The sequence below is a fragment of the Bacillus sp. BC05(2025) genome (assembly GCF_056725905.1).
In genome coordinates, this window is record NZ_JBWYRA010000004.1 from 248,924 (window position 1) to 271,048 (window position 22,125).

Sequence of the window (22,125 nt, forward strand, 5' to 3'; positions counted from 1 at the left end):
TCAATTTAATTATAACAGAAAAATCTGATATATATGAGTCTATTATATGAAGCGGTTATTCCGTAATATGAATGTAGAAAGGGGTGCGTGATATGAATATAGATTACCGAATAAGAAGTGTGGATGGTTATACAAAAAATATAGGGGAATTAGTAAGCATGCTGGAGCATACGAGGGCTGTAACATTACAGGAAATAAAAGATCTATCAGTTGAGCAATTAGATTTAATGATACCGAGTGGAGGGAATTCCATTGGAGCGTTATTAAAGCATATAGCAGCTATAGAAAAAGCTCACCAACTTATTTCATTTCACGAGCGTGACTTTATTAAAGAAGAATTAGAAATATGGGAAGACGCACTGTATTTAGGGGAAGTGGGAGAACAATCCGTGGTCATGAAATAAAGTATTATGTACAACTTCTACAAAGTGTCCGAGAAGAATCTCTGAAGTATTTGAGTAAACAAGATGATGAGTGGCTTAAGTCAGAAAGAAAGTGGCCTAACGGTGTAGCATATAACCAGCACTATCTGTGGTTTCATGTACTAGAAGATGAGATTAATCACCGTGGGCAAATTAGAATGATGAAAAATAAATTGTTTGAAAATTACGTTAAATAAGGTAGCTTTTTGTATAGATATTCCATATAATGAGAGTAATTAAAATGAGAACGGGGTGATGTAGTATGGTGAAAATAGCTTATATGAATAATAAACCAAATACAAAGGTGGATGGAAAGGGCGAGACTATATAAGGAAGCGCACGATCCTTCCGCTTAGCTTAAACTAGGGAGGATATCAATTTGAATCAAAATATTTTAGAATTGTTCGGCTGGGATTCTTTTTTTGAGGAACAAGCTGTAGAGAACTTTGAAGTAGGGCGTATTTTACTTGAGCATAAGCATATATATCGAATTATTTGCAATGATGGTGAATATATGGCAGAGCTGTCTGGTAAGTTTCGGCATGAAGCAGTAACGAAGGGTGATTATCCAGCAGTTGGTGATTGGGTGTATATAAAAAAAATAGAGAATGAAAAGAAAGCAATTATTCATCGTATTTTTCCAAGAAGAAGCTCTTTTTCTAGACAAGAGGCTGGTACTCGAACGGAAGAACAAGTAATAGCAGCAAATGTAGATTATCTATTTTTAGTGAATGCACTTAACCATGATTTTAACGTAAGAAGAATAGAGCGCTATTTACTACTAGCGTATGAAAGTGGTGCAATGCCTGTTATTGTTTTAACAAAGAGTAGTTTATGTGAGGATGTGGAACAGAAAATCGTTGAAACAGAAGCTGTGGCAATTGGTGTTCCGATCTTCGTTGTTGATAGTTTAAAACATACTGGTATTGAATCGTTGCAGCAATTTGTTTCTTCAGGAAAAACAATTGCTCTAGTCGGATCATCTGGGGTTGGAAAATCCACTTTGTTAAATGCACTTATAGGAATTGAAGTAGCAAAAACCGGTGATATTCGTGAGGAAGATAGTAAAGGAAGACATACGACAACTCATCGTGAATTGTTCCGATTACCGAGTGGTAGCTTAGTAATTGATACTCCTGGTATGAGGGAGCTACAGCTTTGGGAAGGAAGCGATGCAATTCAAACAACATTTTCTGATATTGAGGAACTAGCAAAAACGTGCCGTTTTAGGGACTGTAAGCATGAAAATGAGCCAGGGTGCGCAGTGCATAGTGCAATGGATAACGGAATTATTACGATAAATCGTTTGCAAAGCTATAAAAAATTACAAAGAGAATTAGCGTATTTTATGAGAAAACAAGATGCTATTCTTGCAAGGGCAGAGCGTGATAAGTGGAAAAAGATTTCTAAACAGCATAAAAAAATGTAAAAATCCAAAGGGTGATTCCCTTTGGATTTTTACATTTGTAAATTTTATAATAATATTATTCAAATATATAGACAAATAGAATTTAATTGTTTAAACTTTACAAAGTATTCATCATAGTAGGTTATAAAAATAATAATTAGGGATTGGGAAATATTTACAATTCGTTACGTTTAACTTTTTAAATTGAAAAGCAGGAGGTTTGTAATGGGTAGACTATTAAATTTGTTTCGTGATATGAAAGTAGCAAAAAAACTACTAATTTCATTTTTTGTTATTTTAATTGCGGCTGTCTCTATTATCGGAGGCATGTCTTATCAAACAGCTAAAAAGAATTTTGAATCACAGATTACGAGCAGTGCTCACGACAATATAAAAATATTAGATAATTTAATCAATCAAATGATTGAGGCGAAATTTAATGATGTAAATAATTTTGCACGTGTGATTCAAGGTAATATGTACCAAGGGGATAATCAAGAAGAATTAAGAAAAATGTTATCTCAATATATCAATTTGAATAAAGATGTTGAACAAGTTTATGTTGCTGGGAATGATAAGAAATTTGTGCAAGAGCCAAATATACAAATGGCAGCAGACTATAATCCAACAGAACGTTCTTGGTATAAAGATGCAGTGGCAAAACAAGGTGGTATTGTCATTACTGAGCCGTATAAGGCGAAAGGAAATGGACATATTGTCGTAACGATTGCAAAACAAACAGAAGATAAAAACGGTGTTGTAGCAATAGATTTAAGTTTAGATAATTTATTAAAAACAACAAAGTTAATCAATATCGGTAAAAAAGGATATGCTTTCATTTTAGATGGGAAACAAAAAATAATTGCACATCCTCAAGAAAAATCAGGGGAAAAAGCAGCTGATTCTTGGGCCAAGAAAATTTATGAAGATAATCACGGTGCTTTTTCATATATGTATGATGGCAGCGAAAAACAAATGGTATTTGCTACAAATGTAAAAACAGGTTGGAAAATCAGTGGGACGATGTACTCGAATGAAATAATTGAAGCTGCACAGCCTGTATTTTATAATATGTTAATTGTAATGTTCATTTCATTAGTTATAGGCGGGGCGCTTATTTATTTTGTGACACTTTCTATAACGAAGCCATTAAAGAGATTAGTTACCACTTCCAAAGAAATAAGTGAGGGAGATTTAACGCAAACAATTGAGATTCATTCTAATGATGAAATTGGCCAACTTGCAAAAGGGTTTAATGAGATGACAGATGCATTACGAACGTTAATAGGACGAATAAATACTTCGGCTGGACATGTTGCAGCAGCATCAGAAGAGCTGACGGCAAGTGTAAGACAAGCGAGTGAAGCAACTGAGCAAATTACAATGGCAATGGATGAAATATCGAGCGGGGCAACAACGCAAACGACAAGTGTAGAAAATGGTGCAATGTTACTATTTGATGTAACAGAAGGAATTCAGCATGTAGCAAATAGTTCCTCATCAATTAGTACCGCTTCTGCTCATACTCGTGAAAAAGCAGAAGATGGCGGAAAACTAGTCGGAAAAACTGTAAATCAAATGCAATCTATTGCAGAATCTGTTTCACAATCAGATGAAGTTATACAGTTACTAAATAATAAATCCAAACAAATTGGTGACATACTAGAAGTAATTCAAAATATTGCAGATCAAACAAATCTTTTAGCTTTGAATGCAGCAATTGAAGCTGCAAGAGCGGGAGAGCACGGAAGAGGGTTTGCAATTGTTGCAGATGAAGTACGTAAATTGGCGGAGAAGTCTAGCGTATCTTCTAGTGAAATTAGTAAATTAATATGTGAAATACAAGATGACATGAGTAAGACAGTAAAATCTATGGGTCATGTAAATGAAGAAGTTCAATCTGGACTTGTTATTGCGAATGAAACGAAGCAAAACTTTACTGAGATTTTACAATCTACAAATGAAATTGCAGATCAAATTAAAACGATGGTTGAAACCGCTAATGGGATGTCGAAAGGTGCAAATGAAGTGTCTATTTCAGTAGGGCAAATTGCAATGACAGCACAGAATAATGCGACGAGTACTCAAAACGTTGCAGCATCAGCAGAAGAACAACTAGCGTCCATTGAGGAGATTAGTTCTGCGGCGGGCACATTATCTCAAATGGCTGAAGAATTACAAGGGTTAATTGAAAGATTTAAAGTGTGATAAAGGACAGACTACTCCAAAATAGCAGTATGAGATTTTGGAGTAGTCTGTTTTTACTATGTAACATGAAATGTGATAGAGAGTATGTTTATGATGTTTAAAGGTATATCATGTATAATATTTGTCGAAAAATAGAGGTATTTGTTAACTTTATGTATAATTATAATCATATAGAATGCAAATAAAGGAGATTATTAATATGGGAGTGTACTGGGGGACCAAAAGACATTCTTGGCTTAGTTATGTCTCATTTTGGTTAAGTATTTCGTTTTTCATTGTTTTTCTCATTGAAGTGTTTATTTTAAAAACACTTTCAAATAGTTCGGTGCAAATTGTTAAATACTTTTATTTTATATTTGTACCAGTAAACATCTTTCTTAGTTTAAAGTTACTCTTTAAGAAGAATGAAAAGAAAGCATTACCTATTTTTAGTTTCATTGTATCATTATTATTTACAATTTTAATACTAGTATTAGCATTAGTAGCTACTGGAAAGTTCCTTTAAGGAGAGTGATATAAGTCACTCTCCTTTTTGTTATTGTAAGGAAATACTAAGCGGAGGATGGCCAAAGAGTGCATTTACTTATGTTTGATAGGTTTGGAAAGCTTTAGAAGCATATTAAGAAATATAATGAGAGACAATTCATATAGCAATGAAGAAAATCAGCTGTTTTATATGCAGTATGAAGCAAATGAATACGGTAAAAACGGTGATATATGGTACAATACATTTGGATAGTGATAGAGATAAAGGGTATATAAAATACTCATCGTTTTTTAGTAAGAGAGGGGTTATCTTATGCTATACGAGGATTTGATGACATTATTTCAAACAGCTCCGAAAGAAGAAGGTAGAGGCGGCTGGAAATATATAATCCAGGAACGAAATGATAAATATGAAATTGTTGATGAAATGTTGAAAAATGAAATGAGTATTGAATTGTATTTTAATGAATATGATGAGGTGAAAATCACTTTATATAAAGATGGAATGCCTATTTCTACTATGCAAAGAATTGCGATTTCAAAAGTTGAATTAGACGAAGAGGAAGAAGGAATTCAATTCGTTTTAGAACGTATGCCTAGTCGGATGATTCGCTTGCAATTAAAGCCATATTTAGCACTCGAAATGGGACCGTACTGGGAAGTTTGTGATGATTGTGAATAAACATAAAAGGAGCATCCAATGACATGGATGCTCCTTCTATGTTTTTTGAATTCGTTTAAAAGCAATAATCGGGAGTAAAATAATGCTGACCCATCCGATTATAGGATATAAAATGTGGAGCAATTCACTGTAACCAACGTAACTAAAGCAATAACTAATTAGTAAAATGAAGAAAATAATATTGTTGTTTTGCCATCTGGTAATCGATTGCATCTGTTTTGTCATTCCGAATACATTGCCAACTAAAGTTGTGAACACTTCGCCGAAAATAACAAGAACAAAGAAGAAGTGGAAAGTTGCATTAAATCTTCTTATGACTTCAGCCATTGGGATGTTATATTGATAAAATTGATCGACTGATAAGATTGCTAAATGGCTGCATAGTAAAATTAAAGAAAGTCCTGCTCCACCTAAAATACCGCCCCATAAAATGGCTTTTCGATCTTTAACTTCACTGGCTAACGGGACGAGAACGCTTTGGGCAAGAGAAAGATTTAAGGCGACATATGTAATTGGGCTAGTAATCCACTTCATATTCCAGCTTTCTGCTGGAATAGTGTTACTAATAGGAGTTGTACCATGAAAAAAAGTAGTAATAGCAAGTCCTATAATAAAAATCATCATAATAGGTACGACAAGAGTATTTACTTCAAAGACACCTTGTAATCCACGACTACCTATAATGAGGCATGCAATTACTGTAATGAGAATGCCGAGTTGTCTTGGTAAACGAAGTTGCTCTTCAAATACCGCTCCGGCTCCTGATAACATAACGCTTGTTACACCAAATAATACGAGTAATAATAGTGTATTTACAACATTACCAAATACATCTCCAAATAAATATTTGTTAAATTCTTGCGCTGAAAATGCACCGATTTGTGATGAAAGCAACATCATCTTCGTGCCAAGCCAAATAAAAAAAAATCCACTGACACATATACCAATTGTTCCGTAAAATCCGTTCACTGTAAAAAATTCAACAATTTCTCGTCCAGTAGCAAATCCAGCTCCAACGACTGTTCCAATATAAGTAGCAGCGACTTTCTTTGCTACTTGCCATTGTTGATTGTCCATGTTATCCCTCTTTCTACTACGATGAGCTTGATTTACTATTATGCATATGTATGAGCTTGGACAATTAGACGTAAGAAGTAGTTGAAAACATACATGAATTGAAAGATATTAGGGAAGTATTAAAGGTGTTAAAACTTTGTTACATATGAGCCAATCGTTCGAAAGGATAGGAAATGTATGGTAACATGTAATTAGGTTATTAAAAGATAAACATTATGAAATGATAAGAGGAGTGGATTGTATGAGTACGAAAACAAACGTTGTTGAAGTATTAAACAAGCAGGTAGCAAACTGGAATGTGTTATATGTGAAATTACATAATTATCACTGGTATGTGACAGGACCACACTTCTTTACATTACATGAGAAATTTGAAGAGTTTTACAATGAAGCTGGAACGTATATTGATGAATTAGCAGAACGTATTCTAGCATTGGAAGGTAAGCCATTAGCGACAATGAAAGAATACCTTGCAACATCTAGTGTAAATGAAGGGACAAGCAAGGAATCTGCAGAAGAAATGGTACAAACATTAGTAAATGATTACTCTGCATTGATTCAAGAGTTAAAAGAAGGCATGGAAGTTGCTGGTGAAGCTGGTGATGAAACATCAGCGGACATGTTGTTAGCAATTCATACAACATTAGAACAACACGTATGGATGTTAAGTGCGTTCTTAAAATAAATATAAGTTGATAAAGAAAAAAGTCATTGAAAAATTCTTTCAATGACTTTTTTGTGATTTTTCAGTTTTCTTTTATGCTATAATATAGTAAAAAGGAGGCGATGCGATGTTTCGCTTTTTCAGAACTGGAAAAGAAGAGCGTGAAATTACGAAAGATGAATTAGAACAAGCGATGGCTAAGTTTCTAGAAACGAATGCTAATATTGTTTATACAGTATTAGTAAATGATGATTATACAGTAAATTATGATTTGTTAAAGCCGTATTTACCTGCATTTCCAACAAATAGTTTTCTTATTACGAAGGAAACGCTTGAGGTATTTGAACATACAGAAGAAAATCTAAACCTAGTTAAAGAAATTGATATCGTTCAAAAAGCAGTAGATCAGTACGTAACAGAAAAAGAAATGTTTCCAATTGTTGAAGGTAGTGAAGAGCGTCTTATATGTGGGATGAAATTAGGACCGTATTTAAATCGTATATTAAAAAGAGATTTATATATTTCAGAAAAACATTATTTAGTTTCGAGTAAACCAGACAGAAAAAAACAAAAGAGTGGTTAGATGTATTGAAAACAACAATAAATATATTGTTGTCTTTTTTTGTTTATAAAAATATTGAAATTTCAATCTATTCGATTCTATAATAAATTTATTGGACGAAGAGGAGTAATGATTAAGTATTGTTAGCTGGAGTTATATACAGTGATTACAGAATGGTATAAAGGTTTGAGACTATATATTATAAAAGATTACGGGGGAATGGGTGTATGAAAAATAGTATGACTTACATTCAATTATTAAATGAAACGTTACATTGTTACGCAAATAAAGGAAGTTTGGAAGCATACGATTATATAATGGAGCATGCGAAAGGCATAGTGGGGAATGAGGCGCAAATATATAATTTTAAATATGCACTGGCGAGTGCAGCAGGGCTTGAAGAAGAAGCGATGCATGTAATGAAGGAAGCTATTATAGAAAAGGGTTTTTGGTATGGAAATGAATATTTAATGACCGACGACGATTTAAAACCACTACATAAATTTGAAGAGTTTCATAAAATGGTTCAATTATGTAAAGAAAGAGAAGAATTAGCAAAGAAGAAAGAACGAGCAGATGTGAAATTTATAGAAGGTAAGAAAAAAGAAAAACTATTTATTGCAATGCACGGAGATCAAGAAAATATAGCAATAGTAGAACCATATTGGAAATTTGTTTTGGATCAAGATTATACGTTAGCTTTACCACAGTCTTCGCAAATTCAGTTTTCAGATGGGTTTGTTTGGGATGATATACATAGAGGAAAAGAAGAATTAAAAGAGCATTACGTTAATTTTAAAGAAAATCATACAGTAGAAAGTGTAATAATTGGTGGTTTTTCTGCTGGTGCAAGAGTAGCTTTGTATACGATTTTACAAAAAAATATAGATGTAGATGGCTTTATTTTTATGGCACCGTGGCTTCCAGAACTTGAAGAATGGAATGAGTTATTGGAAGTGCTACAAGATAAAAATATAAAGGGATATGTAGTGTGTGGGGATCAAGATGAAGATTGTTTCGAATGTACACAGCAATTTGTACAAGTATTAAAAGATAAGAATATAGAACATGAGTTTAAAGTTGTACCTAATTTAAAACATGATTATCCTGAGGATTTTGATGAACTATTAAAAGAAGCTATTAAATTTATAGAAGACAAAAGTAATAAGTAGTAAGAAAGGGAGATGCATCATAATGGATGTATCTCCCTGTTATCCTTATAAATGAAAAGCATTCGCTAGTAAGCGATAAGAATTCAATTTATCTTCAAATCGATGAGTAATTGTTACAATCATAAATTCATCAGTATTGTATGCTTTGCTTAAGTTCATGATTTGTTCTTTCACAGAAGATGGATCACCGACAATCATACGTTGACGATTTTCTTTTATACGGAATAAATCATAAGCGCTGTATGAATAGTCTTGTGCAGTTTCGATAGAAGGAGTACCAGTTGTACGCTTTCCTTGCTCTAGTAATAAAATTGATAAATCTAAACTAGAAGCAATTTTTTCCGCCTCTTCATTTGTTTCCCCGCAAATAACAAAAATAGAGACGATTGATTTTGGTTTATCTCCTAAATAGGAAGGTTGAAATTGTTCCTGATAAGCCTTCATTACTTCAGGGCCACCGTATCCGTTAATGAACTGTGCGAATGCAAAAGAAGCACCTTGTTTTGCGGCAATCATTGCACTTTCTCCACTAGAACCAAGCAACCACATCTCAGGAGATGTTGGAATCACAGGGGTAGCCTTTAAATTTGCGTAATGATGGTTTTCTGGTACTTGATCATGTAAGTACATTGCAACATCTGCAATTTGTTCTGGATATTGATCAAGTGAGACCATTTTTCCTTCTTGAAGTGCGCGAGTTGCAATTGGCATACCACCTGGTGCTCTGCCAACACCAAGGTCAATACGATTTGGATAAAGCGCTTCTAGAACGCGGAAATTCTCAGCAACTTTATATGGGCTATAGTGCGGTAACATAACACCACCCGAACCGACTCTCATCCGCTCTGTTTTCGCTGCGATATGAGAAATAAGTATTTCTGGACTTGAACCAGCAAGACTTACAGAATTGTGATGTTCTGATACCCAAAAACGTGTGAACCCTAGTTTTTCAACTTCTTGTGCAAGTGTAACTGTATGTGAAAAAGCTTGGGCTGCGGTACTACCATCTGAAATAGGGGATTGGTCTAATACACTTAATTTGATCATAGAATATACCTCTCAATCTTAATGTACATCCTATTATATATTTACTTACGAAAAATGCGTAATGAAATGCTCAAATTAAAAAGTGGGTAAATTACATATTCACTTTTAACGTGAAAATCCTCGTTCATAATGATTCATTTCGACTACATTTAAAATATATTCGTAGTTATCAATTTCAAGTTTTAGTTGTTCACGCTCTTTTTTAGATAGATGCATATTACTTAGTTTGTTGCATAGTTGTTGTTTCTTTTCTTCTAAATACTTCTTTGTAGCGTGGTAGTCGTAAGTTTGTTTCATTTTCAACCACTCCTTGTTTGCTGTTGCTATATTATATGAAGGGTGAAGAGATGTGAGAGCTATCTCTTATGTATTTTTAGTGAATATTCAACTTGCTCTGTTGTTATGTTTATGGGAATTTATGAATAAAATGCACTAAACGACTAATGCCCATTTGATGAAGTAAGGGGTGGAATTGTGCAGAAAGATATAATGTATAACACTGAGATGGATGAAACGTTAAAAGTTATAAATAAAGGGTTAAAGAAGACGACTCGTCCGAAGCGGATTATAGTAGTAGGGGCTGGCATGGCTGGGTTGGTTTCGTCATCTTTATTAAAAGCTGCAGGACATGAAGTAAAGATTTTTGAAGCAAACAACCGGGTAGGTGGCCGTATAGAGACAGTTAGAATGGAAGATACCGGATTATATTTGGATGTAGGGGCAATGAGAATTCCGTATTCTCACACATTAACGATGGCATATATAAGAAAATTTGGGCTACAGGTGAGCCCTTTTATTAATAGGAATGAGACTGATATTATTTACGTAAATGGCCGGAAAACGACATTAAAGCAATATGAAAAAAATCCAAGTATATTAAAGTATCCTGTAGAAATGAATGAAGTTGGGAAAACGTCTGAGGAGTTATTAATGTTAGCGGTGCAGCCTATTATAAATTTTATTAAAAAGAACCCAGAGAAAAATTGGGATGTTGTAGTAAAGGATTTTGGGAGATATTCTACAGGACAATTTTTAAAGTATCATCCTTATCAATATAATACTTACTTTTCGCCAGTTACAATTGAGATGATCGGTGTTTTATTAGATTTAGAAGGTTTCTTGGAAAGGTCATTTGTTGAGACGTTACGCTTTATATATATTATGCAGGAGGAGAGTGGATTTTGTGAAATAGTAGGCGGGAATGATAGATTACCAAAGTCATTTTTACCACAATTAGAAGAAAATATTATATATAATCAAAAACTAATGAAGCTACAACAACACGATAACGGTGTAACAGCTTTTTATCGAAACGAGGAAACTTTTGAATATAGTAGTATTACAGGGGATTTAGTCATTATTACAATCCCATTCTCGACAATGCGTTTTGTGGAAGTGGATCCCTTTGATTCTATATCGCATGAAAAATGGAAAGCAATTCGTGAATTGCATTATATGCCGGCGACAAAAATAGGAATTCAATTTAAAAGTCGATTTTGGGAAAAACAAGGACAATTAGGTGGCAGAATTATAACAGATTTGCCAATTCGTTACGCCTATTATCCGAGTCACGGGATTGGAGAAAAAGGACCTGCTATGATGTTAGGCAGCTATACATGGTCTTATGATGCGTTGTTATGGGATGGGTTATCAAAAGGTGATCGTATCTATTACACACTACAGAACTTAGCGACAATATTAGGTGGTCAAGTATACGATGAGTTCATGTCTGGCATATCCAAAAGTTGGACATTGGATCCATATGCACTTGGAGGTTTTGCGCTATTTCAGGCAGGTCAAGAATCTGAACTACAACCAGCAATTATAAAACCAGAGGGGAGGCTATACTTTGCAGGTGATCATACAACGTTATATCACGGATGGATACAAGGGGCAATTGAATCTGGTGTTCGTGTAGCAGTAGATGTAAATGAATTAAATGTGTAAAAGTCAGAAATTTATTTACTGTATAGTTTGAGATGGATATTATTATATATAAAAGAATTATAAGGAGTGTTGAAAGTGAATCCGTTATTATTCGATTTTCCTTCTGAATTTTATACTGAAAGGCTATTTATTCGAATGCCGAAACCAGGTGATGGTAAAGCTGTATACGATGCAATGCAAGCTTCTATGAAAGAATTACAACCATGGATGGTTTTTGCACAAAAAGAGCAAACAGAGGAAGAAGTAGAAGTGAGCATTAGAAAATCGCATATTCAATTTTTGCAGCGTGAGGATTTAAGATTACTAGTTTTTTCGAAAGAAACAGGTGAATTTATTGCATCAGCCGGATTACATCGTATTAATTGGGATATCCCTCAATTTGAAATCGGGTATTGGATTGATTCGAGGTTTAGTGGAAAGGGTTATATGGTCGAGGCTGCAAAAGGGATAACAGACTATGCTTTTTCTGAATTGAAAGCAAACCGCGTAGAAATCCGATGTGATTCTTTAAATAAGAAAAGTAGAGCGATACCTGAGAAATTAGGCTTTAAGTTAGAAGGTACGTTAGAAAGTGCGAGTGTGGCAGTAGATGGGAATGGATTAAGGGATATGTGTGTATTTGCCATGACTAGAGATACATATGAAAAAGAAGAGCTGTAAAGAAACGGCTCTTCTTTTTGTATATTATGGTACAGGATGTCCATTAGAACTTTCGAAAATTGTAAACCATTGTTGACGGTCTAAGTTAACTTTTGTAGAAAGAGCGGCTGTTTTAACACGATCTAATTTACCAGATCCAACGATTGGCATCATGTTAGCTGGATGAGCAAGCAACCATGCATACATAACCGTATCGATGCTAGTAACACCTAGTTCCGTAGCAATTTTTTGTAACGTTTCACGTACACGTACAGCACGTTCTGATTGACCTGTAAAGATTTCTCCGCCAGCAAGAGGTGACCAAATCATAGGATTGATTCGTTTTTCTTGGCATAAATCAATTGTTCCTTTTTCAAAATGCTCAAGCTGCATCGCCGATACTTCAATTTGATTTGTAATGAGCGGAAAATCTAAATAAGAACTTAACATATTAAACTGTGAAGGTAGAAAGTTAGATACACCGAAGTGACGAACTTTTCCTTCTTGCTTTAAGCGTGAGAACGCTTCTGCTACTTCATTTGGATCCATAAACGGATCTGGGCGATGAATGAGCAATACATCAATATAATCTGTATGTAAGTTTTGTAAGGAATCCTCTGCACTTTTTATAATATGTTCAGCACTCGTATTGTAGTGCGCAACATATCGCTCTGGAAATTTCGGTGATGGGGGAGCGATTCCACATTTTGTGACAATTTGCATATTTTCGCGTAAGGAAGGCTTGAGTTGTAATGCTTCTCCGAATAGTCCTTCACACGTATAACCGCCATAAATATCAGCATGATCGAAAGTAGTAATTCCCATATCCATACAAGATTCAATAAAAGAAAGTAACTCTTGTTTTGACATATTCCATTCTGCTAACCGCCAAAAACCTTGAATAATACGAGAAAATTCGATTGTTTCGGCCATTTGAACTCGTTCCATTATAAGTGCCCCCTTGATGAATGAATAATATTTTGAAAAGGCTTTCTTGCTACATATTATTATATAGTTACAGTGTCGTACATACAATAAATATGTTTTGCTACAAAAACGATTTTTTCTATATGCTATAATGTAGAAACATATAGCTATAAGGAGAGGTACAAAATGATTCCAGTAACAATATTAACTGGTTTTCTTGGATCAGGGAAAACGACATTATTAAATCGCATTTTATCAGAGAATCACGGTCAGAAATTAGCGGTGATTGTAAATGAAATAGGGCAAATTGGTATTGATAATCAGCTGATTATGAATGTCGAAGAAGAGATTATGGAGATGACGAATGGATGTTTATGTTGTACTGTACGTGAAGATTTACTCGTTGCTTTAAAACAATTACTGGATGTAAAAGCAGAAGGGAAAATGGACTTTGATGGATTAGTAATTGAAACGACGGGTCTTGCAAATCCAGGTCCGATTATTCAAACATTCTTTTTAGATCCTGTAATTCAATCTGCATACCAAATTAACGGTGTTGTAACAGTAGTAGATAGTTATCATATACATAAACATTTTGAAAAAGGACTAGAAGCAAAAGAACAAATTGCATTTGCCGATGTTGTATTAGTGAATAAGTTAGATTTAATTGAAGAGAGCGAAAAAGAACATCTCTTACATGAATTGCAAGGAATAAATCCGACTGCAAAGTTAATTCAGTCGACTCACTGTGATGTGGATATTCCATCGTTACTAAAAATTCAAACGTTTAAAACGAAAGATACGTTACAAATTTATCCTCATAAAGAGCATAATCATCTAGAAGGTGTAAAATCGTTTGTACTACGTGAAGAGCGTCCGTTAGATTTACAAAAACTAAATGAGTGGATGTCAGCTGTCGTGCAAGAACTAGGAGAATACTTATATCGCTACAAAGGGATTTTATCGATTGATGGAGTGGATAAACGTATCGTTTTCCAAGGTGTACATACGTTATTTGCTGCTTCGTATGATAGAGAGTGGCAAGAGGGCGAAGATCGAGTAAGTGAAGTTGTTTTCATCGGAAAAGATATTAATAAAGAATGGTTCCAAGAACATTTTGAGGAGTGTGTGAAATAAGTCTGCGTTTACTGCAGGCTTATTTTTTGAAATTAACTAAGCGCTTTGTAGAAACATGCTAGATTGTAAAAAAAGAAGGATGATAAAAAGCCTGTTTTCACAGGCTTGTATGTTCATTTACTAGTAACTCCATTACAACACCTACAACTGGGCCGTCGTCGTCAATATCACCATTTAAACGGAAGCCAAATGCTTCGTATAATCCCATTGCAAGTTTGTTGTCTGGATGTAAACTTAAATAAATTATTTTACATTCAAATTTATCTTGTAAGAATTGAATGAGTATGCGAAGAAAGCGTTTTGCGTATCCTTTTCCTTGATAGCATTGGTCAATCATAAAGCGGTCTAACCATACGCTTTTACGTTTTTCCAAATACCATCCATACATTGCATATCCTACAAGTGTTTCTCCATCATATAAACCTACTGACGTTCCGTTTTTCTCATATAATGATTCTGCTAGAGAAAACGCATTGCTTTCAATAAATTGCTGTTGGTTTTTTGCTACGTTTAAAGCAGCTACCGAACGCCAATTTTTTTCTGTTACTTCACAAAAGTGAAGAGTCATAATTCCAACTCACCTTCTAAATTAATATAGCTAAAAAGCTAATATGGATAATTTTACTTGTTATTTTGGTCAAGTCAAGTAGAAGCACATAAAAAAGAAGAGGTTGCCCAAAAATAGCTGAATAGCTACTTTTGGGCAACCTCTTTAATGTTTATGCTTCATTATGCTAATAAGAGTATCTCCATTGGTGAGCTCAATATTTTTATTCACTGCACATTGCACTCGTTGAAGGGGCACTTGGTTTTGTATTGTCTGCTGTATGTAATATCCTACAGGAGAAATCTTGCCAAGGGGTGTAAAAAAGATGGAGAATGCAAGCTCGATTTTCGTTTACCGACTCTTACTGCATCAGAAGTAGTGGTGTAGATCAATCTAGATTAGAGAAACTGCAATTTATTCTAGGAAGATATATATGAAGGAAAACTCCACCATACTGCAAGTTCTATATATTGACGACAAGGTCAAGTGGAAACATCTAAAAGAATATGAGATGGATAAACATGAACATCGACCATTATGTGGTGATACTTGCTACGATTAGAAAGCTACAGTTTGCAACAAGAAGACATGTAATTTGTATTCATGATATGGGTAGTATCCGAAATGCAAAACGTATGATGAGCGATTTAAAGTCATATGTGAGCAAAACAATGCCAGGTGGTCCGGTATTGCCAATAAGGCTCAGTGTTACCGGTTGCCCCTGTAGCACCCGTTGAACCAGTGGGACCTGTAGGGAATTGAAAAGGTTGCATAGGTGGAAGTGTCGGTCCGACTGAACCTGGATTTAATGCAGCGGAGGATAAAAACTTGTCCAATAAAATTCACCTCTGAAAAATTCGTATTACTAATAGTAAATGCGTGGGTAGAGGCAAATGAAATGGACAAGCGATTGTATATATGAAATTTAATAAAATAGTTATTTAATAAAAAAGCAGTTAGCTTTCGCTAGACTGCTTTGCTCCCTAATGTAGTTCTTGTTATGTAATTTAGATGAAGATACTACCCTAAAAGGAGCACTGTCAAATGCAGGTGTAATACCATTACCACCTGCGAAAGCTAAATTACCGCCTTTATTAAATAATTGTCCAGCCTTTGAGATACCTTGAGAGAATTTAGCCCCTTGTGCTAGCTTTGCAGCCTTACTGCCCCCTTTATCTTCAAGAAGACCTAATTCAATTTGTGTTAAAGTATACGATCCCTATATTGCACGGGTCTCTGCATCACCATCTATCACATCTTTATTAAAAGAGTCGGATAATGCATCCCACATAGCAGGTAAAGCTTCATCTAAATGGATGACAGTGTAGCCTATGCCTTTCCAATATTCATTTTCTGTACCTCTTCATAGAAAGAATCTTGATGAAAGTTTACTGCTAGGAATTGATAAATTTTATTTTCTGGATTGTGTTTTAGTAACAAATTGATCATCCTATTTATCAATTTGGATAGCTAGTTAAAATAAAGATGCTGGTTTTGGGTTTGCTATAGATACAAAAATAGGTATGGATTATAAAAGCAGAACCCTTATAAGGTTCTGCTTTTATTTGGTGTAATTAATTGTCTATATCTAGTGTAAATCCCCATATAGGTTTTTTTTCTTCAATTAACTCAACATCTGTCCTATTTACTTCCATATGAAATTCCCCACGACCTGGTACAGACATATTTAGTTCGTGTCCTACCTGTGGATTATTTGTAGCAATAACTACTTTTAATTCGCTTGCAGTTAGTACTCCGAAATTATGTCCTTTATATTTTGCGTATGTTGTAATTTCATAAGCGGTATCCAAGTCTTCTTTTTTTATTTTTTTAAAGAAAATATTTTCATCCCAATCATCTTGAATAAAACCATTTAATAGTTCAGCTGGATCATTCGAGATGATTTCTAAATCATCTTTCTTTCCAGCTAGCATGTATTCTTGTCCATTATATAATCCATATTTTCCATCTCTAATCATTGAGTCACCTACTCTACTGTTTTTCGGTTGCCGGTATAAAACGTTGTTTTCTGTCGTGGTATACGGCTACCAATTTTTCTTCTTGATTAATTACTGAATATATTTCCGCTCCTGGCTGGGGTTTCATAAAATCTCCCCAAGACGTTTCATATTCAGGAACAATTCGACCATTCTCTGCAGCTGTAAAACCATTACCAGTTTGCGGAAAATGGATATATTCATTTGGTTTCATATTTGTTGAATCCTCAAATGATTGGGCATAAGGTATTTTCATTTTTTCTACATCATCAGTTTTAAATCTAATCACTGCATAATCACTAGTTGTAGTGTAAGGGGTTCCTTCGTAATCTAGGCGTAGCGATTCATATACATCCTTAGGAGAGTGAATTGGTTTCACATCTTCCATTTTAGCTACACAACCTCCAATGGAATTGAAGTACTCAGTCTCTTTCAGATAATTATCGACGCTATCTAAACTAATAACTTTTTGTAATAATGTATCTTGATTTGGTGCTGGAACAGAATCTCGTATTTTTTTCATAATTTGAATTTCTTCAGCGTTTAATTCAGTGTAGTGTTTCACTTTAAGGTTATGGAATTGTTCGTTTGATATATTTGCCTCTTTTAAAACATTATCTATTTGCGAAGCAAATCCCTCGCCTATATGTTCTGACAAATTTTCACGGTTAAAACTTGGAGTAACCTCTACAGCTTTTGGAGTAGTACCTATATTACCTTCACCCTTGGCAAACTGGTAGGTTGAAAGTTTTTCTTCGGCTTGTCTAAAATCAGCACTATCAAATACAGATCTACCACCATTACCACCTGCGAAAGCCAAATTATCGCCTTTATTAAATAATTGTCCAGCTTTTGAGATACCTTGAGAGAATTTAGCCCCTTGTGCTAGCTTTGCAGCCTTACTGACCCCTTTATCTCCAAGAAGACCTAATCCAATTTGTGTTAAAGCGTAAGATCCCCATCTTGCACGGGTCTCTGCATCTCCATTTATCACATCTTTGTTAAAGGAATCTGATAACGCATTCCACATAGCAGGTAAAGCTTCATCTAAATGGGTGACAGTGTAGCCCATGCCTTTCCAAGTTTCCCAGTCACCTAATGCTTTTATACCGTCGATTGTATCTCCAACAGCATCTCCCGCACCGTCTACTATACCATCCCATACTTTTCCTAAGAAAGATTTTTCAGGTGCTTTACTAGACTTAGTCGTTTTTTGGGATGTTACATCTTCACTATCTGCAACGCGGAATTTCTCAGCAATTCTCTTTAATTCTTCTTCAACATGCACAAGCGCATTAATAGCTGTGAATGCGGATGGTCTTGCATTGTTAAACATTTGAACGAAATTTTGATTTGATGCGCCTGTCCATTGAAAACACATGTAATCAATTTGATTGCATAAGTTATTATGTATAGATTCTAATGCATGCTTTGTATCGTTTGCCCGTTTTGCAACTCGTTCCAATTCTTCGGGCGTTACTTTTATTTGAGCCATTTTTTCCTCCCTTTCCCGATTAAAATTATGAGGTAAGGAAGGGGAAATGTAAATACTTAATATTAAGAAAAGACAGCTAAATTATATGAAATAATTATGGATGAATCCAATGTAAATGTGAAGTGGATATAGAGTTTTTATGAGCATGAAAAGTTGCAGTTTCAATTGAAACTGCAACTTTTCATTTTTCTTTTATTTTTATAAGGGAGGGGAGATGAAGTGAGCTGAAATAAAGTTGCTTTAGTAGATTTGTTTTATTTTAAAATTAGTTTGAACGAAGGGGATAATTTGCTAAATACACTATGTTGTTCATTTCCTTCTTGATTCATACTTGCTTGATAAGGTAAAAATCCTTTAAACGTTTTTCGTTTCCATTTCAAGAATGACGCTACATGGTGGATTTCAATATAAAGAAATTGAAAATATATCTCTAAAATGAACTACTCTTGATTCATAAAGATTTTCTTAGTCATTGATTTTTTGTATAAAGAGTATTTATATTTCTTTATAGAAAAAACTGCCTCCCAATCGTTAGACATGTCTAACAGTTGGGAGGCAGTTTTTTGTGCTCACTATATTAGAGCATAAAAAAATTAATCCCCATTCTTTTAATTTATATCATTACGAAGGTGGATGGGTAAGAACTTCGCTAAATATGTCCCTGTTCTTTTAGTTTGTATAATTACAGAGGTGAAACAGAAAAGAACTCTGCTGAATTTTATCTTTATCGGTTTTTTATAATAAATCATTAATTAAGCAAAATGTAATTATTTTACTTAATTTACCAAATGTTAAATGAAATCTTAATATAAAGAATAAGTATATATATGACTTTCAACATTATTGATTTAATTATTATGGGACTAATTGCAGTATTTATTGGAGCTAGTATGGCACTGTTTTGGGGTTTTATAGGAAATAAGAATGGGGAAATTAAGTGAAAATATTGCTTGATATTTCATCATCATCTTTTTTCATTTTATAGCATTCCTTTTCAAATATATAGTTAAAATTCACTATTTATATCTTGTATCAATAAAAATAGTTAATATGTAAGAGGGGATATTCAGGTTAGCCTATTTAGTATGTAATAGTAATAAAACATTGATATTGTAAATATAATATAAAGGAAACGAAACAAAATCTATCAGTGTCTCTGTCAAAAATTAAAAACAGTGAAAAGAAGTACGAGAACGTTTACGTACAAAAGAAGGTAAAGAATTATATGTAAAACGAAAAATAGAGGTAGAACCCGTATTCGGTCATATTAAATACAATCGCTTCTTCCAACGTTTTTCCTTACGAGGCCTTTCTAAAAATCGACTGGAATGGGGTTTTATTTGTATTGCCCATAATTTACGGAAATGGACAACAAGAGCTCAATCCAAAGCGAAAAATGCCCGGTTATAGTAGAAAATCTGTTGATTTTCTACTATAACCGGGCATTTTCTCATCCATATTAAAGTTAAAATAAAAAACGGTCTCCAAAAGGCCTTATTTAAAGACCTTTTGAGACAGCCTCTTCTTATTAAAAATTGATTAGTTAGTAGCTTCTTTCAATGTGTTTACGTTTTCTTCCATTAAAGTGAAGTAATCTTTATTGCTCTTCGCGTCATCTTCAGAAATAGTAGCAAGGTGATTTAAGCGTAAAATTTTTGTACCCGTTTCTTTTTGAATGACCGATGCTACTTTTGGAGTAGAGAATGTTTCAAATAAAATATATTTTAGATTATGTTCTTTTACTGTTTTTGTAATGTCAGCAAGCTGTTTTTGAGATGGTTCATCAGAAGCTGAAATACCGGCGATAGCAATTTGTTTCAGGCCATAGCGTTGTTCCCAGTATCCATAAGCCGCATGAGAAACTAAAATATCTTTCGTTTTTGCATTCGCAATAGCTGCTTTAAATTGATCATCTAAATCAGTAAATTTTGTTTGAAGTGCTGCAAAGTTTTTTTCGAACTCTTGTTTATGGTCAGGTTTTAATTCTACAAGTGCATTTTTAATTTTTTCAGCTTGTTTCATTGCTAGAGTAGGGTCTAACCAAATGTGTGGGTCTTTATCGTGATGATGTTCATCTTCTTTATGACCGTCTCCGTGATCATGATGCTCTTCTTCAGTAGAAGTACGTAGTTCAATACCTTTTGAAGCATTTACAATTTTAACATTTTCTTTTTGTAATGCTTTTTCCATTTTTTCAGCAAATGGCTCTAATTCAGCCCCGTTATAAACGAATAAATCCGCTTTTGCAACTTTTACTGTTTGTTTTTGACTTGGTTCAAATGTATGAGAATCAGCACCAGGTGGGTAAATCGCTTCAACCGTTACATAGTCGCCACCAATTTTTTTTGCGAAATCAGCAAGAGGAAAAATAGTTGTATAAACAGTTAGCTTTCCATCTTTCTTGGCATTACCTTCTTTTGTATTTGAGCAGCCAGTAAAAATTAAAGTGAAAATAAGTAAGAATGAAAATATAGTCAATCTTTTAGGCATGAAGTTCTCCTCTTTTCTTTTTTTACGGATATATTTTCCCCAATTATAGAAGAAAAATATCATTTTAATACAAAACGGAATAATTACGTTTTAGTTTGCGAACTTAGTATAATACATCTTTTATAAAGTTGCAATAAATAATAATCATTCCGATTTGATTTTGTTATAAAGTTGTCAAATATAGATGTGTTATTTTTACGAATACATGCATATGTGACAACGCTGTGTTCATATATATGAAAGGAGGGTGTAGAGGGGGATGAGTGTTTGAGTTACTTAATGGAAGCTATTTTATTGATATTAGCGGTAGTATTACCATTAGCCTTAGTCTTAATTTTTTTAAGCAGATTAATAAGTAATTTAGGAGATGCATCAACAGTATCAAAATTACGAGAGAAAGATGAGAAAAAAGAGTGAGTAAAGCACTATGCGTACGCATAGTGCTTTACTTGTGGTAAAATGAGAAGAGGAAACTCCTAAAAGTTGTATTTTACTGAAGGAGAGTAAAGTAAAATAAGAGGTATATGCATATATGAATAAGCGAACAGCGTTAGTACTTGGTGCAAGTGGTTTAGTTGGACAAGAGATAACGCGTCTATTACTTGAATCAGATTACTACGATTCGGTTACTATTTTTGTAAGAGAACCAATGCAATGGCAACATGAGAAGTTACAGCAAAAGCAAGTGGATTATTCGGTATTAGAGGAATATAAAGAATTTTTTGCTGTAGATGACGTATTTAGTTGTCTAGGAACAACAATCAAAAAAGCAAAAACAAAGGCAAATTTCAAAAAGGTAGATTATGAATATACGGTACGAGCTGCGTGTCTAGCGGAGAAACAAGGTGTGCAAAATTTCCTTGTTGTGTCTTCAATGGGAGCAAATTCCAAATCATTTTTCTTTTATTCACAAGTTAAAGGGAGAATGGAAGAGGAATTACAAAAGTTAGTCATTGGTGGTATTCACATTTTTAGGCCATCTTTATTAGTAGGAAATCGACAAGAATTTCGTTTCGGTGAACGAATGGCTGAAAAGTTATCTCGTATCATTCCTTTTATATTTAAGGGGGCTTTCAAAAAGTATAAACCAATTTCAGCGAAAGATGTGGCGAAAGGGATGTATATCACTGCATTGCGAGAAGAAACGGGTATTTATATTTATAACTCAAATGAAATTAAAACGATAGAATAAATAAAACCGAGAAGAATGCCTTCTCG

General features: G+C 34.1%; 21 protein-coding genes and 5 pseudogenes. 16 read left to right on the forward strand and 10 right to left on the reverse strand.

What is annotated here, in order from left to right; all coding sequences use genetic code 11:
* Window positions 1-92: 92 nt before the first annotated feature.
* The 6 genes and pseudogenes from ACZ76X_RS15435 to ACZ76X_RS15460 all read left to right on the forward strand — a co-directional run bounded on the left by ACZ76X_RS15435 (window position 93) and on the right by ACZ76X_RS15460 (window position 5,206).
* Window positions 93-619, forward strand: a pseudogene (locus ACZ76X_RS15435) (DinB family protein).
* Window positions 620-801: 182 nt separating this feature from the next.
* Entirely contained in the window at window positions 802-1,851 is a 1,050-nt protein-coding gene (gene rsgA, locus ACZ76X_RS15440; protein WP_479850900.1) for a ribosome small subunit-dependent GTPase A, read from the forward strand.
* Between the two features lie 306 nt (window positions 1,852-2,157).
* Window positions 2,158-3,096 (forward strand): annotated as a pseudogene (locus tag ACZ76X_RS15445) (HAMP domain-containing protein); the annotation flags it as partial.
* Between the two features lie 123 nt (window positions 3,097-3,219).
* Window positions 3,220-4,038 (forward strand): methyl-accepting chemotaxis protein, encoded by an 819-nt coding sequence (locus tag ACZ76X_RS15450; RefSeq protein ID WP_420896299.1) that lies wholly within the window; start codon window positions 3,220-3,222, stop codon window positions 4,036-4,038.
* A 199-nt stretch (window positions 4,039-4,237) separates the two neighbouring features.
* A complete protein-coding gene (locus ACZ76X_RS15455; RefSeq protein WP_479850901.1) occupies window positions 4,238-4,543 on the forward strand; it encodes a hypothetical protein in 306 nt (101 codons plus the stop codon).
* A gap of 294 nt (window positions 4,544-4,837) precedes the next feature.
* Window positions 4,838-5,206 (forward strand): DUF3979 family protein, encoded by a 369-nt coding sequence (locus tag ACZ76X_RS15460; RefSeq protein ID WP_098669044.1) that lies wholly within the window; start codon window positions 4,838-4,840, stop codon window positions 5,204-5,206.
* 36 nt (window positions 5,207-5,242) lie between these two features.
* Here the strand turns inward: ACZ76X_RS15460 and ACZ76X_RS15465 are convergent, their stop codons facing one another.
* Window positions 5,243-6,283 (reverse strand): YkvI family membrane protein, encoded by a 1,041-nt coding sequence (locus ACZ76X_RS15465; protein WP_479850902.1) that lies wholly within the window; start codon window positions 6,281-6,283, stop codon window positions 5,243-5,245.
* Window positions 6,284-6,524: 241 nt separating this feature from the next.
* Between ACZ76X_RS15465 and ACZ76X_RS15470 the strand changes: the two genes are divergently transcribed.
* The 3 genes from ACZ76X_RS15470 (at window position 6,525) to ACZ76X_RS15480 (ending at window position 8,681) form a co-directional block, all read left to right on the forward strand.
* Entirely contained in the window at window positions 6,525-6,968 is a 444-nt protein-coding gene (locus ACZ76X_RS15470; protein ID WP_000105198.1) for a Dps family protein, read from the forward strand.
* Window positions 6,969-7,074: 106 nt separating this feature from the next.
* Window positions 7,075-7,530 (forward strand): DUF3939 domain-containing protein, encoded by a 456-nt coding sequence (locus ACZ76X_RS15475; protein ID WP_098669046.1) that lies wholly within the window; start codon window positions 7,075-7,077, stop codon window positions 7,528-7,530.
* A gap of 206 nt (window positions 7,531-7,736) precedes the next feature.
* Window positions 7,737-8,681 (forward strand): alpha/beta hydrolase, encoded by a 945-nt coding sequence (locus ACZ76X_RS15480; protein ID WP_479850903.1) that lies wholly within the window; start codon window positions 7,737-7,739, stop codon window positions 8,679-8,681.
* Between the two features lie 45 nt (window positions 8,682-8,726).
* On the opposite strand, the gene ACZ76X_RS15485 is transcribed toward ACZ76X_RS15480, so the two are convergent.
* Both ACZ76X_RS15485 and ACZ76X_RS15490 read right to left on the reverse strand, forming a co-directional pair.
* Window positions 8,727-9,728, reverse strand: a complete 1,002-nt coding sequence (locus ACZ76X_RS15485; protein WP_479850904.1) for an LLM class flavin-dependent oxidoreductase — start codon at window positions 9,726-9,728, stop codon at window positions 8,727-8,729.
* Window positions 9,729-9,833: 105 nt separating this feature from the next.
* Window positions 9,834-10,025 carry a DUF3896 family protein gene (locus tag ACZ76X_RS15490; protein ID WP_060630536.1) on the reverse strand — a complete coding sequence of 64 codons (192 nt, stop codon included), beginning with the start codon at window positions 10,023-10,025 and terminating at the stop codon, window positions 9,834-9,836.
* Between the two features lie 177 nt (window positions 10,026-10,202).
* Between ACZ76X_RS15490 and ACZ76X_RS15495 the strand changes: the two genes are divergently transcribed.
* Window positions 10,203-11,675: a flavin monoamine oxidase family protein gene (locus ACZ76X_RS15495; RefSeq protein WP_479850905.1), complete on the forward strand. Its 1,473-nt coding sequence runs from the start codon at window positions 10,203-10,205 to the stop codon at window positions 11,673-11,675.
* A 75-nt stretch (window positions 11,676-11,750) separates the two neighbouring features.
* Window positions 11,751-12,335, forward strand: coding sequence for a GNAT family N-acetyltransferase (locus ACZ76X_RS15500; RefSeq protein WP_479850906.1), 585 nt, complete (start codon window positions 11,751-11,753; stop codon window positions 12,333-12,335).
* Between the two features lie 24 nt (window positions 12,336-12,359).
* Here ACZ76X_RS15500 and ACZ76X_RS15505 read toward each other — a convergent pair whose 3' ends face one another.
* Window positions 12,360-13,262, reverse strand: a complete 903-nt coding sequence (locus tag ACZ76X_RS15505) for an aldo/keto reductase (protein ID WP_479850907.1) — start codon at window positions 13,260-13,262, stop codon at window positions 12,360-12,362.
* 165 nt (window positions 13,263-13,427) lie between these two features.
* Between ACZ76X_RS15505 and ACZ76X_RS15510 the strand changes: the two genes are divergently transcribed.
* Window positions 13,428-14,378, forward strand: a complete 951-nt coding sequence (locus tag ACZ76X_RS15510; protein WP_098669051.1) for a CobW family GTP-binding protein — start codon at window positions 13,428-13,430, stop codon at window positions 14,376-14,378.
* A 97-nt stretch (window positions 14,379-14,475) separates the two neighbouring features.
* Here ACZ76X_RS15510 and ACZ76X_RS15515 read toward each other — a convergent pair whose 3' ends face one another.
* Window positions 14,476-14,946 (reverse strand): GNAT family N-acetyltransferase, encoded by a 471-nt coding sequence (locus ACZ76X_RS15515; RefSeq protein ID WP_479850908.1) that lies wholly within the window; start codon window positions 14,944-14,946, stop codon window positions 14,476-14,478.
* A gap of 521 nt (window positions 14,947-15,467) precedes the next feature.
* On the opposite strand from ACZ76X_RS15515, the gene ACZ76X_RS15520 reads away from it, so the two are divergent.
* Window positions 15,468-15,662: a hypothetical protein gene (locus ACZ76X_RS15520; RefSeq protein WP_373605322.1), complete on the forward strand. Its 195-nt coding sequence runs from the start codon at window positions 15,468-15,470 to the stop codon at window positions 15,660-15,662.
* Here the strand turns inward: ACZ76X_RS15520 and ACZ76X_RS15525 are convergent.
* The 4 genes and pseudogenes from ACZ76X_RS15525 to ACZ76X_RS15540 all read right to left on the reverse strand — a co-directional run.
* Window positions 15,624-15,761: pseudogene (locus tag ACZ76X_RS15525) on the reverse strand (exosporium leader peptide-containing protein); the annotation flags it as partial. The gene ACZ76X_RS15520 and the pseudogene ACZ76X_RS15525 sit on opposite strands and share 39 nt — an antisense overlap.
* Before the next feature lie 188 nt (window positions 15,762-15,949).
* A pseudogene (locus ACZ76X_RS15530) lies at window positions 15,950-16,273 on the reverse strand (WXG100 family type VII secretion target); the annotation flags it as partial.
* 226 nt (window positions 16,274-16,499) lie between these two features.
* Window positions 16,500-16,904 carry a hypothetical protein gene (locus ACZ76X_RS15535; protein WP_098669054.1) on the reverse strand — a complete coding sequence of 135 codons (405 nt, stop codon included), beginning with the start codon at window positions 16,902-16,904 and terminating at the stop codon, window positions 16,500-16,502.
* 13 nt (window positions 16,905-16,917) lie between these two features.
* Entirely contained in the window at window positions 16,918-18,417 is a 1,500-nt protein-coding gene (locus tag ACZ76X_RS15540; RefSeq protein WP_479850909.1) for a WXG100 family type VII secretion target, read from the reverse strand.
* Between the two features lie 1,125 nt (window positions 18,418-19,542).
* Here ACZ76X_RS15540 and ACZ76X_RS15545 point away from each other — a divergent pair.
* Window positions 19,543-19,855 (forward strand): annotated as a pseudogene (locus ACZ76X_RS15545) (transposase); the annotation flags it as partial.
* 101 nt (window positions 19,856-19,956) lie between these two features.
* On the opposite strand, the gene ACZ76X_RS15550 reads toward ACZ76X_RS15545, so the two are convergent.
* Window positions 19,957-20,907, reverse strand: a complete 951-nt coding sequence (locus tag ACZ76X_RS15550) for a metal ABC transporter substrate-binding protein (RefSeq protein ID WP_479850910.1) — start codon at window positions 20,905-20,907, stop codon at window positions 19,957-19,959.
* Window positions 20,908-21,174: 267 nt separating this feature from the next.
* Between ACZ76X_RS15550 and ACZ76X_RS15555 the strand changes: the two genes are divergently transcribed.
* Both ACZ76X_RS15555 and ACZ76X_RS15560 read left to right on the forward strand, forming a co-directional pair.
* Window positions 21,175-21,324, forward strand: coding sequence for a hypothetical protein (locus ACZ76X_RS15555; RefSeq protein ID WP_479850911.1), 150 nt, complete (start codon window positions 21,175-21,177; stop codon window positions 21,322-21,324).
* A 115-nt stretch (window positions 21,325-21,439) separates the two neighbouring features.
* The gene (locus ACZ76X_RS15560) at window positions 21,440-22,099 is read left to right on the forward strand and encodes an oxidoreductase (RefSeq protein WP_479850912.1); all 660 of its coding nucleotides are present in this window, start codon (window positions 21,440-21,442) and stop codon (window positions 22,097-22,099) included.
* Window positions 22,100-22,125 lie beyond the last annotated feature (26 nt).

What these genes read in the sequence shown, in the direction of transcription:
- ACZ76X_RS15470 (WP_000105198.1), top strand. Translation starts at nt 6,525, where the DNA reads ATGAGTACGAAAACAAACGTTGTTGAAGTATTAAACAAGCAGGTAGCA.
- ACZ76X_RS15515 (WP_479850908.1), bottom strand. Translation starts at nt 14,946, where the DNA reads ATGACTCTTCACTTTTGTGAAGTAACAGAAAAAAATTGGCGTTCGGTA.
- ACZ76X_RS15485 (WP_479850904.1), bottom strand. Translation starts at nt 9,728, where the DNA reads ATGATCAAATTAAGTGTATTAGACCAATCCCCTATTTCAGATGGTAGT.
- ACZ76X_RS15560 (WP_479850912.1), top strand. Translation starts at nt 21,440, where the DNA reads ATGAATAAGCGAACAGCGTTAGTACTTGGTGCAAGTGGTTTAGTTGGA.
- ACZ76X_RS15465 (WP_479850902.1), bottom strand. Translation starts at nt 6,283, where the DNA reads ATGGACAATCAACAATGGCAAGTAGCAAAGAAAGTCGCTGCTACTTAT.
- ACZ76X_RS15535 (WP_098669054.1), bottom strand. Translation starts at nt 16,904, where the DNA reads ATGATTAGAGATGGAAAATATGGATTATATAATGGACAAGAATACATG.
- ACZ76X_RS15540 (WP_479850909.1), bottom strand. Translation starts at nt 18,417, where the DNA reads ATGGCTCAAATAAAAGTAACGCCCGAAGAATTGGAACGAGTTGCAAAA.
- ACZ76X_RS15480 (WP_479850903.1), top strand. Translation starts at nt 7,737, where the DNA reads ATGAAAAATAGTATGACTTACATTCAATTATTAAATGAAACGTTACAT.
- ACZ76X_RS15505 (WP_479850907.1), bottom strand. Translation starts at nt 13,262, where the DNA reads ATGGAACGAGTTCAAATGGCCGAAACAATCGAATTTTCTCGTATTATT.
- ACZ76X_RS15510 (WP_098669051.1), top strand. Translation starts at nt 13,428, where the DNA reads ATGATTCCAGTAACAATATTAACTGGTTTTCTTGGATCAGGGAAAACG.
- ACZ76X_RS15450 (WP_420896299.1), top strand. Translation starts at nt 3,220, where the DNA reads ATGGATGAAATATCGAGCGGGGCAACAACGCAAACGACAAGTGTAGAA.
- ACZ76X_RS15475 (WP_098669046.1), top strand. Translation starts at nt 7,075, where the DNA reads ATGTTTCGCTTTTTCAGAACTGGAAAAGAAGAGCGTGAAATTACGAAA.
- ACZ76X_RS15490 (WP_060630536.1), bottom strand. Translation starts at nt 10,025, where the DNA reads ATGAAACAAACTTACGACTACCACGCTACAAAGAAGTATTTAGAAGAA.
- ACZ76X_RS15455 (WP_479850901.1), top strand. Translation starts at nt 4,238, where the DNA reads ATGGGAGTGTACTGGGGGACCAAAAGACATTCTTGGCTTAGTTATGTC.
- ACZ76X_RS15460 (WP_098669044.1), top strand. Translation starts at nt 4,838, where the DNA reads ATGCTATACGAGGATTTGATGACATTATTTCAAACAGCTCCGAAAGAA.
- ACZ76X_RS15550 (WP_479850910.1), bottom strand. Translation starts at nt 20,907, where the DNA reads ATGCCTAAAAGATTGACTATATTTTCATTCTTACTTATTTTCACTTTA.